Below are 12,688 nucleotides of genomic sequence, written 5' to 3' on the forward strand. Positions count from 1 at the left end.
GCCCTACGCTGGGGCACTATGCCCGTCTCGTTCGCAGGCCTGCTTAGCAGCCTGCCGCTCAACGCCACCGCCCTCCCGCCGGCACCGCGCAGCCCGGTGCTACTGTTCGCCGTCCTCATTCAGCCGGCGGCGCTGCTCGTGGCCTACCTGGCCGGCCGTTTCGCCTCCCATCTGGTACGGCGGCGGGCACATATCTCTACGTCCACCGCCACCCTCACGGCCCTGATCGGCCTGTGGGCCGGCTTCGCCGGGGGTGCCTGGCTGTTCCACGAGGACTACTTGTGGGCGCCGCGGATACTGGCCTCCGCCGTCGTCGTTGCCGTGATCGTGGTGGGGCTGACCGCGCTGGTCATCACCCGCATCCAGCACGAGCCGCCGCTGGACCCGATCGCCGAGGTGGCCCGGCGGGGAGAGTCGGAGCGTCTGGAGCTGAAGTCCTCTGCACGAGTCAACATGCACACCGGCAAGCGCGACGACGCTATGGAAACGGTTGTGGCCAAGACCGTGGCCGCCTTCCTCAACTCTCGGGGAGGCACCCTGTTGCTGGGCGTTGACGACGACGGGCGGCTGATCGGCCTGGACCCGGACTACGCCACTTTGCGTCAGCCCGACGCCGACCGCTTCGAGCTCTTCCTGCGCAGCCTGTGGCGGGTGCGGTTGGGGACGAACGCCGCCGCGCTACCGCGCCTGGACTTCGCTCCGGCCACCGACGGGGCCGGTGAGGTATGCCGGGTGACGGTGCCGCCCTCGCCCGTGCCCGTGTACCTCAAGGGTCCCAAGGGCAGTGGCGGTACCGAACTGTGGGTACGGGTCGGCAATTCCACGCAGCGGCTTGAAGTGGACGACGCCGTCTCCTACGTCGCCCGCCGCTGGCCGCACGAGGTGCGCCCGAGCCTGCGGGCCCGCGTGGGCGCCTATCTGCTCTACCACCGCAAGCGTGCCGCGGTTCCGCAGGCGGAAACGGATTAGCGGGGGCGGCGGCCGGTGAAGAAGGCTGGCGCCGATGGCTTTCGATGTGAGACCATTGTGGGGAGCCGAGCGGCGGTAACCGCCCGACTCCCCGGAGACATCCGGGATGTTGATCTCAGCGGCCTAGCAGGACGCTGAGCAGAGCCGCAAGGGCCCAGATCATCGGCGGAACAGTTTCAATGGCCGTCCGCCAGATCTGGGCCTTTTGCTTGCTCTGATCCCCCGGCTCTGGTGCGAGGATGACCTCAGGTTCAGAGCACGTCGAGGATCGACAGGGCGGTCTGGTAGTCGGTTGCCAACGCGCTCAGGATGCCGCCGCGCACTGCCCCGACAATCGCCTCCACCTTGTCCTCACCCCCGGCCGCTCCGATAACCAGCGGGATGCGCCGCAACTCCTCCAGCGGCAGCGCCAGCGTGCGCGGCGTCAGCGGCGTGGGCACGGGATTGCCGGCGGCGTCGTAATGGTGATCAAGGATGTGCCCCACCGCTCCGCCCGCACGAATGGCCTCACGCACGTCCGGGGTGAGGTATTCGGCCAGGATATTGCCCGCTCCCTTTGCCTCCACCCCGGCCACGCCTACCAGCGCCACATCCGCCCGGGCCGCCAGCGCCAGGGTGGTGGCCACCTTCTCCTCGCGCATGAGCGGCCGCAGCAGTGAGGGGTTGTCGACTATGAGCGGCACCGGCATGCGGGAGACCTTCGCTCCCAGCTGGCTGGCGATGCGGGTGCATATGGTCGGCGCATCACGGCCCCAGGAGGGCAGGCCGCCGGGGATCGAGCCGAGTAGTTGGACGATGGTGCAATCCACTCGCGGTATTTGCGGGATGCGTTGGGCGGCGGCCTGGATGGAGCGTCCATTGCCGACGGCTACCACCTGCCCGTTGGCGACCGAATCGATCAGCAGCTCGGCGGCGGCCTGCCCGACGGCGCCGATCACGTCGGTCCCGTTGGCTTCGACAACACGGACGGCCTTGAGCGGCAGCCTCTCGCGCAGGCGCTTCTCCACCGACAGGATGTGCTCCAGGGGGTGGGCGATGGTGATGTGCACGATTCCCTGTTCCCGGGCCCGGGCGAGCAGACGGGAGACACTGGGGCGGGAGTAGCCGATCTCCCGGGCGATGTCGGCCTGGGTGAGGTGCTGCTCGTAGTACATGCGCGCCACCCGCAGCAGCAGCTCGACGTCGCCCCGCGTGCTGTCCTCGCCCACGGGGCAATCCTATGGGCCGTTCACGCGTCGGATCCGCCGGTCTCGGTGTGTGAAAGTGCCGGTCTCGGTGAAGGGCCGGTCGGAGGGCTCATCGGTCGAAATTTCGATCTTTCGTTGCTTTCGTTGACCGTCGTATTCGTGGCGGCGCACACTAATCGAAGCGCTCGGTCGAAGCGCTTCGAGAACCGGTGGTTCAACGAAGACTCGGATACTCACACCCCACCACAGGAAGGAGACGGCCATGGCGACCATGCAGGACGTGGCCCGACGGGCGAACGTCGCCGTTTCGACCGTCTCCTACACCCTGTCCGGCGCCCGCCCGGTGGCGCCCGAGACCGCCCGCCGCATCCGCGCCGCCATGGAGGAACTGAACTACCAGCCCAACGCCATGGCTCGCGGCCTGGCCAGCCGACGCTCCCACACCCTCGCCATGACCTTCCCGAGCTTCGACACCGCCATGGGGGAGACCGTCTTCGAGATCGTCCGCGGCGCCCAGCGCGAGGCCGCCCGCCACGGCTACAACCTGGCCGTCTGGCCGCTTGAGGAGGCCGAGGCCGGTGCCGAGCTCGTCAACCTGGTGCGGCAGGGGAAGGCCGACGGCGTGCTCCTGGTCGAGGTCGGCATGGAGGACCCACGGGTTGCCGCCCTCAAACGCGCCCGGCTGCCGCTGGTCATGATCGGGCGTACCGCCGACCCCGACGGGCTGGCCTACGTGGACATCGACTTTGAACGAACCGTTGATGACGCCGTCGCCGAGTTGTTTCGCCACGGTCACCGTCACATCGCCTTCGTAGGCAGGCCCGCGAAGCAGGCCGATGCAGGTTACGGCCCCGCGGTCCGGGGGCGGCAGGGATACGAGCGGGCTACCACGGGGCGGGGCCTGAAGCCCGTCGCCTACGACTGCGACGCCAGCCCACAGGCCGGACAGGCCATGGCCCGCACCCTGATGGGGCAGGAATGGCGGCCCACCGGGATCGTCGTCATGAACGATCTGGCCGCACTCGGACTGCTGACAGGACTGCAAACCATGGGACTGCGGGTGCCCCGGGACGTCTCGGTGGTTGGCGCGGTCTCCTCGCCGACGCTCGGTGCCATGACCACGCCCGCCCTTACCACCACGCATGCTCCCGGCGAGCGCATGGGAGCCTTCGCCACGCGCGCGCTGCTGGCCATACTCGACGAGCGACTCAATCCCGCAGACTGCCATCAACTGGTCACCTGTGAGGTCGTTGCGGGCAAGAGCCTTGGACGCGTGCCGCAGCCGCCCCGAACAGGCCGGCCGTCCACCGGCTAGAACGCCAGGCTGTAACGGTCGCCCCCATGACTCCCGGCTCCAACCGGCGTCGGGTTCCACCACCACGCCCATTTCCCCACACTCAAAGAAGAGGAAACACAATCATGAAGCGCAGGAACTTCAACGCCCTCCTGGCCGCCGCTGCCGCCACCGGCCTGCTCGGCCCATCCCTGGCGGGCTGCGGCTCCTCCGGCTCGTCAGGAGCCGGAGCGGACACCTTCACCATCTGGGACTACGAGTCCGACGACTCCGCCATGGGGCAGGCCTGGGCCCGGGCCATCGAGATCTTCAAGGAGCAGCACCCCGAGGTCACCGTCAGAATCGAGGAGCAGACCTTTGAGCAGCTGCAGAAGAATGCCAAGATCGTCCTGACCGGGGACGACGTCCCGGACATCATGGAGTACAACAAGGGCAACTCCACCTCCGGGCAGCTGGCCTCTCAGGGGCTGCTTGAGCCACTGACCGAGCAGGCCACCGAGCGAGGCTGGGACACCAAACTAGCGGCCTCGCTGCAGACCACGGCCCGCTACACCGAAGACGGGCTCATGGGCGACGGCGACTGGTACGGGGTCCCCAACTACGGCGAATACGTGTTCGTCTACTACAACCAGGACCTGTTCGACGCCCAGGGACTGACCGTCCCCACCACCTTGAAGGAGTTCGAGGCCGTATGCGACGCCTTCGTCGCCGCCGGGCAGATCCCCCTGGCTGAGGCCGGCTCGGAGTACCCCATGGGGCAGCTGTGGTACCAGCTCGTCCTCGCCCACGCCGACCGATCCTTCGTCAACGCCTACCAGCTTTTCGAAGACGACGTCGACTGGAGCGCCGATCCGATCAAGGCCGGAACCGAAAAGCTCGTGGACTGGATCAGCAAGGGCTATGTGGCCGCCGACTCCGCTGGCCTCACGGCCGAGGACGCCGGCACCGCCTTCATCAACGGCTCCTACCCCATGTTTGTCTCCGGCTCCTGGTGGTTCGGGAGGATCGTCGCCGATATGACGCAGGCCAACTGGGACCAGTTCCTCTTCCCCGGCACGGAGCTGTTCCCGGGTTCCTCCGGGAACCTGTGGGTGGTGCCGACCAACGCCAAGAACAAGGAGCTCGCCTACGACTTCATCGACATCACCCTTTCCGACGAGGTCCAGGCCATCCTGGGCGAGAAGGGCGGGCTGCCCGTCGCCGCAGACCCCTCCACCATTGCGGATGATAAGACCCGCACCATGACGGAGAACTTCGCACAGATCAACGAGGCGGACGGACTCGCCTTCTACCCCGACTGGCCGGTTCCCGGCTTCTACGACCAGATCACCTCCGCCATGCAGTCCCTCATCAACGGCACCAAGAGCGGCGAGGCGGTGCTCGCCGAGCTTCAGGCCGCCTATGAGGAGGGCAAGGCCGATATGGACATTGAGGACTGACGGTGGTGGTGCAAACGAATCGGCCGGCTCACCCCCGGGCGCGCGGCCTGGCCTACCTGCCCTATCTACTGCCCGGAATGGTCGCCTTCACGGTCATCATTCTGGTGCCGCTGGCTCTCAACCTCTGGTACTCGCTGCACCGGTGGAAGGGCGGCATGTCGCCCATGCGGTTCATCGGCTTGGACAATTACGCCGAGCTGGCGCGCGATGAGAAGTTCTGGGCCTCCTTCAGCAACTCCCTGTCAATGATCGTGGCCATGGTCATCATCCCGACCCTGATCGGGCTGGTGCTGGCGGCGGTGCTGTTCGATTATGTGGGCAAGCACTTCTCCTCCCGCACCGCCGCGGCCCTGCGTGCCATGTACTACCTGCCGCAGATCCTGCCGATCTCCGTGGCCGGCATCGTGTGGAACTGGATCCTCAACTCCCAGACAGGTGCGGTCAACACGATTCTGCGCGGCTTGGGTGTCGCCAGCCCGCCCAACTGGCTGGGATCCACCTCCACGGCCTTGGGATCGGTCATGTTGGTGCTGATCTGGATTCAGATCGGCTACCCGACCGTCATCTTCATGTCCGCCCTGCAGCGCGTGGACCCGGAGCTGTACGAGGCCGCCGAACTCGACGGCGCAGGCTGGCTGGCGCGCTTCCGCGCCATCACCGTCCCACAGATCCGACCGGAGACCTTCGTGATCGTACTGACCTGCACGATTGCGGCACTGAAGGTATTCGCCCCCATTTACGTGCTCACCCGCGGCGGCCCGGAGAGCTCCACCCTGGTGCCGAGCTACTACTCCTACCTGAACTTCTTCGACAAGTCCAAGGTCGGCTACGGCGCCGCCATCTCCACCGTGCTCACACTCGTCATCATAGTCATCGCCGGGGTCATCCAGGTCTTCCAGAACCGCAGCGCCCGGCGTGAGGAGGAGGGACGCTGACATGTCTAACACCACCCTCGCCCCAGCCCCTGCGGCCGCGTCCGCAGCAGCCGCCGTCGGGCGCGCCCCGGCGCCGCAAAACGGAGCGGCCCCCCGCAGGAAGGACCGCTTCCACCGCGGCGCCGGACGCTGGATCGTGCTGGCGATAGTCGGCCTGTTCGCGCTGGCCATGGTCGCCCCGTTCCTGCTGATGGTCATCAACGCCTTCAAGTCCCCGGCCGAATACTCCGGCGGCAGTCCGCTGTCCCTGCCGAAGCAGATCTACACCGACGGCCTGGCCTACTTCTGGCAGCGGGTCAACTTCCCCGTAAAACTGTGGAACTCCATCTGGACTTCGGCCCTGGTGGCGGTGGCCGGCACGCTGCTGTCGCTGCTGAACGCCTACGCCATTGGCGTGGGCCGGGTGCGCGGGCGCGCCTGGATCGTGGCCGTGTTCATGATCGCCAACATGCTGCCACAGGAGGGTCTGATCTACCCGCTGTTCACCATGGCGCAGAAGACCGGGCTCACGGACAACCCGTGGTCGATCGTCATTATCTTCACCGTCATCCAGTCGGCCTTCGGCACCTATCTGCTCTCCTCCGTGCTGGGCACCTTCCCGCGCGCCCTGCTGGAGGCGGCCGAACTCGACGGCGCCGGCCGCTGGCAGATTCTGTGGCGGGTGGTCTACCCGATCGTCCGCCCCACCATGGCGGTGCTGGCGATCTTCTTCTTCATCTGGACCTGGAACGAGTTCTTCATTCCCCTGGTGATGCTCACCAGCAATGACAATCAGACGGTGCCGATCGCCCTGTCCAGCCTGCAGGGCGACCGCATGCTCGACGTGCCCACCCTCAACGCCGGCGCGCTTGTTTCACTGATCCCGACCTTCCTGTTCTTCCTGTTCTTCCAGCGCACCCTGACCCGCGGCGTCACCGCCGGCGCGGTCAAATAGTGCAAGCCGATTAATCAGCAAAGGACCCCCCATGAAGTTCTCCAACGGCTACTGGCTCGACCGCCCCGGTTACACCGTGGAAAAGGCGCGCGGTCTGCTGGACCTGTCCGTGGACGCCGGTAGCGCCGACGGCACGGGCGGCGTCGCCGGCGTCATCCGCGCCTACGCACCTGTCCGGCAGGTGTCGGGCCGCGGCGATACGCTCAACGTGGGCCTGCTCTCGGCCACTTTCACCGCCGTCGCCGACGGCGTCATCAAGGTGGAGCTGGTCAACCACCGTGGGGTGCGCGACCGCGGGCCGCACTTCGAGGTGTCCACGCCGCAGGACTACCGGGGCCAGGTCGAGCAGGCTCCGGGCGCCGTCGTCCTGCGGGCGGGCACACTGGCCGTGACCCTGCGGGAGGGGGAGGAGTGGACGGCCGCCTTCAGCTCAGCCGACCGCCGGCTGACGGCGAGTCTGCCCCGCGCCGTCGCCCACGTCGTCGGGCCGGACGGGATCGCCTACATGCGCGAGCAGCTCTCCCTGCGGCCGGGGGAGCGGGTTTACGGGCTGGGGGAGCGCTTCGGCGCCTTCACCAAGAACGGCCAGAGCGTGGACATCTGGAACGAGGACGGCGGCACCGCCTCCGAGCAGGCCTACAAGAACATCCCCTTCTACCTCACCAGCGCCGGCTACGGCGTGTTCGTCGCCGAGACCGGCGGGGTGTCCTTCGAAGTCGGCAGCGAGGTGACCACCCGGGTCCAGTTCTCGGTTGAGGGCGAGCGCCTGACCTACTACGTGATCGACGGCCCCACCCCCAAGGACGTGCTGCGCCGTTACACGGCGCTGACCGGCCGCGCGCCGATGCTGCCCACCTGGTCCTTCGGACTGTGGCTGACCACCTCCTTCACCACCGACTACGACGAGCGCACCGTCATGTCGTTCATAGACGGCATGGAGCAGCGTGCCCTGCCGCTGAGCGTGTTCCACTTCGACACCTTCTGGATGCGCGGCTTCCACTGGTGCGACTTCGTGTGGGACCCGGCCACATTCCCCGACCCGGCCGGCATGCTGGAGCGCATCAGGGCCCGCGGCCTGCGTGTATGCGTGTGGATCAACCCCTATATCGCCCAACGTTCGGCCCTGTTCGATGAGGGGGCCGCGCGCGGCTACCTGGTGCGCACCACCGACGGCGACGTGTGGCAGACCGATCTGTGGCAGGCGGGCATGGCCCTGGTGGACTTCACCAACCCCGACGCCGTCGCCTGGTACCGGGAGAAACTCCAGGTGCTGCTGGACATGGGCGTGGACTGCTTCAAGACCGACTTCGGAGAGCGGATACCGGTACGGGGCATCACCTGGCATGACGGCTCCGACCCGGAGAAGATGCACAACTACTACACGCAGCTGTACAACCGCACCGTCTTCGAGCTGCTGCGCGAGCAGCGCGGCGAGGGGGAGGCGGTCCTCTTCGCCCGCTCGGCCACGGCGGGTGGACAACAGTTCCCCGTGCACTGGGGCGGTGACAACGAGTCCACCTACGCCTCCATGGGGGAGACTCTGCGCGGCGGCTTGTCGCTGTGCTCCTCCGGCTTCGCCTACTGGAGTCATGACATCGGCGGCTTCGAGGGCACCCCGGACCCGGGCGTATTCAAGCGCTGGCTCGCCTTCGGACTGTTGTCCTCCCACGCCCGGCTGCACGGCTCGAACTCGGTGCGCGTGCCCTGGGCCTTCGACGAGGAGGCGGTGGACATCGCCCGCCGGTTCATCCGCCTGCGGCTATCGCTTATGCCGTATTTGTACCGGCTGGCGGCACAGGCGCACGCCACGGGGGTGCCGATGATGCGGCCCATGTTCCTGGAGTTCCCCGACGACCCCGGGGCCCGGGACGTCGACACCCAGTACCTGCTCGGGGAGGCCCTACTGGTGGCGCCCGTCATGGACGCCGACGGCGAGGCGGAGGTCTACCTGCCCGAGGGCACCTGGACCTCCTGGTGGGACGGGCACACCGTGACCGGGCCGCGCTGGGTGCGCGAGCGCCACGGCCTGGACACCCTGCCGCTGTACGTGCGGCAGGGGAGCGTACTGCCCGTGACGGGACGGGTGGAACGGCCGGAGGACGACTGGGCCGCCGACCTCACCCTGCGCTGCTTCGGCCTGGTCGACGGCGAGGTGCGTGAGGTAGTGGTGCCCGCGCACGACGGGCATGCGGCGGTCTCCTTCCGAGTCGCCTGCCGCGGCGGCGTGATCACGGCGCGCGCCGACGGCGCTCGCGGGCCCTGGCAGCTGGAGGCGGATGGGCGCAGCACCCGAGCCGACGGCGATTCGGTGGTGACGCTGAAGCTCCCAGGAAGCACGGCTTCGGAGGGGTCAGCGCGCCGCGCCGCGGATAATGAGCCAGCCACGTCCTAGCGGGCGTTCGAGCAGCAATACCGCGTCACCAGCAAAACCCCAATTCCAAGGGTCTGAAATTGAACTCAGATCGACGTCCTCTAAACCGTCTGCATTCTGTCTAGCATTTGCGCCAACGTCTATGTGCTTGCCAGAGTAGCTCGTCTGGTTTGAAACGTAGTCGCGGATGTCTTGGTCTTGGGCGGTGAAGGTGATGATGTAGCCCCAGCCTCCGGGGTAGCTGGCTGCGAAGTTGGTGGCTGGGGAGACAGAGCGTACTTCGGCGTTGTCGGGTAGTTCGTGTCCTTGGCCGATGGCGAGGATGTCGTCCAGGTGGGCCATGTCGGCCGGGTAGGGGGCGCCCTCCTGCTGGGTGGATGTCATGGTGGCTTCCTGGGTGGCGGTTGACTGGGTGGGTGAGGTGTTGCGTGAGCTTGGCGTTGCGCCACAGGCCGATAGTGCCAGTGCTGCGGCGAGCAGGATGGCGGCGGACGGGACGGCGGCTAGCCGTAATCCTGCGTGCAACGTGCGGGTTCCTCTCAAGATGGAGGTTGGCGGCAAGGGCAATTGCATGAGCATCAGCGCGGCGCGCCGCGGATAATGAGCCAGCCACGTCCTAGCGGGCGTTCGGGCAGCAATACCGCGTCACCGGCAAAACCGGTTGTCCACGGAGTGCTCACGGTACTGAGATCGAGGTCTTCCAGCCCTCCTGCGGCTTGATTCGCTTCGGGGTGGTTTTCAATGTTGTCGCCCGAGAGGCTGGTGTTGTTGGTGACGTAGTTGCGGATGTCTTGGTCTTGGGCGGTGAAGGTGATGATGTAGCCCCAGCCTCCGGGGTAGCTGGCTGCGAAGTTGGTGGCTGGGGAGACAGAGCGTACTTCGGCGTTGTCGGGTAGTTCGTGTCCTTGGCCGATGGCGAGGATGTCATCCAGGTGCTCCACGTCCGCCGGGTAGGGGGCGCCCTCCTGCTGGGTGGATGTCACGGTGGCCTCCTGGGTGGCGGCTTCCTGGGTGGCGGTTGACGGTGTGGGTGAGGTGTTACGTGAACTCGGCGTCGTGCCACAGGCCGATAGTGCCAGTGCTCCGGCAAGCAGGATGGCGGCGAACGGGACGGCGGCTAGCCGTAATCCTGGGTGCAACGTGCGGGTTCCTCTCAAGATGGAGGTTGGCGGCAAGGGCAATTGCATGAGCATCAGCGCGGCGCGCCACGAATGATCAGCCACCCACGCCCCAGGGGACGTTCGAGCAGCAGCATGGCATCGCCGCCGAAGCCTAAATCCCAGGGATCTGAAATTGCGCTCAGATCGACATCCTCTAAACCGTCCCTATTTTGATTCGCGTTTGGGCCAGATATGTATTCGCCGGGATGGCCTGTCTGGTTTGAAACGTAGTTGCGGATGTCTTGGTCTTGGGCGGTGAAGGCGATGATGTAGCCCCAGCCTCCGGGGTAGTTGGCGGCGAAGTTTACGGCGGGGGAGACAGAGCGTACTTCGGCGTTGTCGGGTAGCTTGTGTCCTTGGCCGATGGCGAGGATGTCGTCCAGGTGGGCCATGTCGGCCGGGTAGGGGGCGCCCTCCTGCTGGATGGATGTCATGGTGGCTTCCTGGGTGGCGGTTGACTGGGTGGGTGAGGTGTTACGTGAACTCGGCGTTGCGCCACAGGCCGATAGTGTCAGTGCTCCGGCGAGCAGGATGGCGGCGGACGGGACGGCGGCTAGCCGTAATCCTGCGTGCAACGTGCGGGTTCCTCTCAAGATGGAGGTTGGCAGCATGGGCGACCGCATGAGCATCAGCGTGGCGCGCCACGAATGATCAGCCACCCACGCCCGAGCGGTCGCTCAAGTAGTAGCACCGCGTCGCCCGCGAATCCGGTACGCCACGGCTCGCTGATGGTGCTGATGTCTATATCCTCTAAGCCGCCGCCGGATTGCTTCGCCTCAGGATAGCTCTCGACATATTCTCCGGGATAACTGGTGTTGTTGGTGACGTAGTTGCGGATGTCTTGGTCTTGGGCGGTGAAGGCGATGATGTAGCCCCAGCCTCCGGGGTAGTTGGCGGCGAAGTTTACGGCGGGGGAGACCGAGAGTACTTCGGCGTTGTCGGGTAGCTTGTGTCCTTGGCCGATGGCGAGGATGTCGTCCAGGTGGGCCATGTCGGCCGGGTAGGGGGCGCCCTCCTGCTGAGCGGATGTCATGGTGGCCTCCTGAGCCAGGGTGGTTTGGGGGCTCTTCGCGTTTAGGGGTGTAGTAGCTGTTGTCTGAAGCCTCCGGCGTGGATGAGGCTGCGGATGGTGTAGTTGGTCAGATTCCTGAAGCCCAGGGCGATGCCGCGTAGGTGCTCCAGGCGGCCGTTGACTGCTTCAGTGGGTCCGTTGGATGTGCCGCGGTGGTCGAAGTAGGCGAGTATGTCTTCGCGCCGCTGGGCCAGGGTCTTGCCCAGCGACTTCAGCTCTTCGAGGGCGTCAGGCACGCCGGTGGTGAGGGTCTGCATCACTTTCTCCATCAGGGTCTTGCCCTGGGCGGGGGCCTTGGCGCGGTAGGCGGCCATGATCTTCTGATACACGCCCCACATGATCTCTACCGGAGTGTTGTGGGGGTCGGCGAACAGTTGTTCGAGACGCTCCCAGCCCTTGTCGCTCACCAGGCCCGCCCCGGTGCGCAGCAGCCTGCGGGCCTTGTACAGGGGGTCGTCCTTACGGCCCCGCCGCCCGGTGGTCTCGCGCTGGGTGCGGCGGCGGCACTCATCCAGCTTGTCCCCGGCCAGCGCGACCACGTGGAAGGGGTCCATGACCTCCGTCGCGCCGGGTAGGGCCTCGGCGGCGGCGGTCTTGAAGCCCGCGAACCCATCCATCGAGACCACCTCGATCCGGCTGCGCCAGTCCTCGTCGCGTTCCTGGAGCCATTGCTTGAAGGCCTGCTTGGAGCGGCCTTCGATCATGTCCAGCAGGCGGGAGGGGCCGGTACGGTCGCGCACGGGTGTAAGGTCGATGATGACGGTGACGTACTTGTCGCCCTTGCGGGTGTGCCGCCAAACATGCTCATCCACCCCGATGACCTCCACACCCTTCAGACGTCCAGGATCATTGATCAAGCGGTCCTTGGCCCGCTCAAGGACGGCCTCATTGGCGGTGTGCCAGGACACCCCCAGAGCTGCCGCCACACGCGAGATGGACATGAACTCCACCCCCACGGCCCGGATCGCCCACTCCTTGGCCGCCAAGGTCAGCCTCGCCCGCTTGGCGGCCGCACGAGACGCGTCCTGCCTCCACACACGCCCACAGCCCTGGCAGCGCCACCGGCGCAGCCGCACCAGCAAGTGGGTTGGGCGCCAGCCCACCGGAACATGCGCCAGCCGCCTCGCGACGGTCCCCACCGGGGCGCCCTGGGCCCCGCAGACCCGGCAGAACGCATCCTCCTCGCAGACCTGCAGCCGACACTCCACCAGTGCACCGCCGCCATCTATGCGCATGCCGGTGACAGTCAGTCCCAGCGCGTCCAGGCCCAGGAAACTAGCAAAATCAGGGGCAGCAAAGGTAGTCTCGGCCATGTCGAGGTCTCCGT

General features: G+C 66.6%; 12 protein-coding genes. 6 read left to right on the plus strand and 6 right to left on the minus strand.

Going from position 1 to position 12,688, the window contains the following annotated elements; all coding sequences use genetic code 11:
- Positions 1-18: 18 nt before the first annotated feature.
- Positions 19-969, plus strand: a complete 951-nt coding sequence (locus CWT10_RS02605; protein WP_103063603.1) for an AlbA family DNA-binding domain-containing protein — start codon at positions 19-21, stop codon at positions 967-969.
- Positions 970-1,220: 251 nt separating this feature from the next.
- On the opposite strand, the gene CWT10_RS02610 is transcribed toward CWT10_RS02605, so the two are convergent.
- The gene (locus tag CWT10_RS02610; RefSeq protein ID WP_103063604.1) at positions 1,221-2,177 is read right to left on the minus strand and encodes a sugar-binding transcriptional regulator; all 957 of its coding nucleotides are present in this window, start codon (positions 2,175-2,177) and stop codon (positions 1,221-1,223) included.
- 241 nt (positions 2,178-2,418) lie between these two features.
- Here CWT10_RS02610 and CWT10_RS02615 point away from each other — a divergent pair, with 241 nt between their 5' ends.
- The 5 genes from CWT10_RS02615 to yicI all read left to right on the plus strand — a co-directional run bounded on the left by CWT10_RS02615 (position 2,419) and on the right by yicI (position 9,150).
- A complete protein-coding gene (locus CWT10_RS02615; protein ID WP_103063605.1) occupies positions 2,419-3,471 on the plus strand; it encodes a LacI family DNA-binding transcriptional regulator in 1,053 nt (350 codons plus the stop codon).
- A gap of 104 nt (positions 3,472-3,575) precedes the next feature.
- Complete coding sequence (locus CWT10_RS02620; protein ID WP_103063606.1) at positions 3,576-4,889, plus strand: ABC transporter substrate-binding protein; 1,314 nt, start codon at positions 3,576-3,578, stop codon at positions 4,887-4,889.
- 5 nt (positions 4,890-4,894) lie between these two features.
- The gene (locus CWT10_RS02625) at positions 4,895-5,824 is read left to right on the plus strand and encodes a carbohydrate ABC transporter permease (protein ID WP_233188217.1); all 930 of its coding nucleotides are present in this window, start codon (positions 4,895-4,897) and stop codon (positions 5,822-5,824) included.
- Position 5,825: 1 nt separating this feature from the next.
- Positions 5,826-6,758 (plus strand): carbohydrate ABC transporter permease, encoded by a 933-nt coding sequence (locus tag CWT10_RS02630; RefSeq protein WP_103063607.1) that lies wholly within the window; start codon positions 5,826-5,828, stop codon positions 6,756-6,758.
- Positions 6,759-6,789: 31 nt separating this feature from the next.
- Positions 6,790-9,150 (plus strand): alpha-xylosidase, encoded by a 2,361-nt coding sequence (gene yicI, locus CWT10_RS02635; RefSeq protein ID WP_103063608.1) that lies wholly within the window; start codon positions 6,790-6,792, stop codon positions 9,148-9,150.
- On the opposite strand, the gene CWT10_RS02640 is transcribed toward yicI, so the two are convergent.
- From CWT10_RS02640 to CWT10_RS02660, 5 genes are all read right to left on the minus strand, one after another.
- Positions 9,109-9,654, minus strand: a complete 546-nt coding sequence (locus CWT10_RS02640; RefSeq protein ID WP_244936769.1) for a hypothetical protein — start codon at positions 9,652-9,654, stop codon at positions 9,109-9,111. The genes yicI and CWT10_RS02640 overlap by 42 nt on opposite strands.
- A 53-nt stretch (positions 9,655-9,707) precedes the next feature.
- Entirely contained in the window at positions 9,708-10,268 is a 561-nt protein-coding gene (locus CWT10_RS17235; RefSeq protein ID WP_244936770.1) for a hypothetical protein, read from the minus strand.
- Between the two features lie 53 nt (positions 10,269-10,321).
- Positions 10,322-10,723 (minus strand): hypothetical protein, encoded by a 402-nt coding sequence (locus CWT10_RS02650; RefSeq protein WP_244936771.1) that lies wholly within the window; start codon positions 10,721-10,723, stop codon positions 10,322-10,324.
- Positions 10,724-10,917: 194 nt separating this feature from the next.
- Positions 10,918-11,322: a hypothetical protein gene (locus tag CWT10_RS02655; RefSeq protein ID WP_244936772.1), complete on the minus strand. Its 405-nt coding sequence runs from the start codon at positions 11,320-11,322 to the stop codon at positions 10,918-10,920.
- A gap of 41 nt (positions 11,323-11,363) precedes the next feature.
- Complete coding sequence (locus CWT10_RS02660) at positions 11,364-12,674, minus strand: ISL3 family transposase (protein WP_103062545.1); 1,311 nt, start codon at positions 12,672-12,674, stop codon at positions 11,364-11,366.
- Positions 12,675-12,688: the final 14 nt, after the last annotated feature.

It is taken from the genome of Actinomyces qiguomingii (genome assembly GCF_004102025.1).
Taxonomy (GTDB): domain Bacteria; phylum Actinomycetota; class Actinomycetes; order Actinomycetales; family Actinomycetaceae; genus Actinomyces; species Actinomyces qiguomingii.

Coding starts and splice junctions, on each gene's coding strand:
- CWT10_RS02605 (WP_103063603.1), top strand. CDS start 19: ATGCCCGTCTCGTTCGCAGGCCTGCTTAGCAGCCTGCCGCTCAACGCC.
- CWT10_RS02615 (WP_103063605.1), top strand. CDS start 2,419: ATGGCGACCATGCAGGACGTGGCCCGACGGGCGAACGTCGCCGTTTCG.
- CWT10_RS02620 (WP_103063606.1), top strand. CDS start 3,576: ATGAAGCGCAGGAACTTCAACGCCCTCCTGGCCGCCGCTGCCGCCACC.
- CWT10_RS02630 (WP_103063607.1), top strand. CDS start 5,826: ATGTCTAACACCACCCTCGCCCCAGCCCCTGCGGCCGCGTCCGCAGCA.
- yicI (WP_103063608.1), top strand. CDS start 6,790: ATGAAGTTCTCCAACGGCTACTGGCTCGACCGCCCCGGTTACACCGTG.
- CWT10_RS02650 (WP_244936771.1), bottom strand. CDS start 10,723: ATGACATCCATCCAGCAGGAGGGCGCCCCCTACCCGGCCGACATGGCC.
- CWT10_RS02655 (WP_244936772.1), bottom strand. CDS start 11,322: ATGACATCCGCTCAGCAGGAGGGCGCCCCCTACCCGGCCGACATGGCC.
- CWT10_RS02660 (WP_103062545.1), bottom strand. CDS start 12,674: ATGGCCGAGACTACCTTTGCTGCCCCTGATTTTGCTAGTTTCCTGGGC.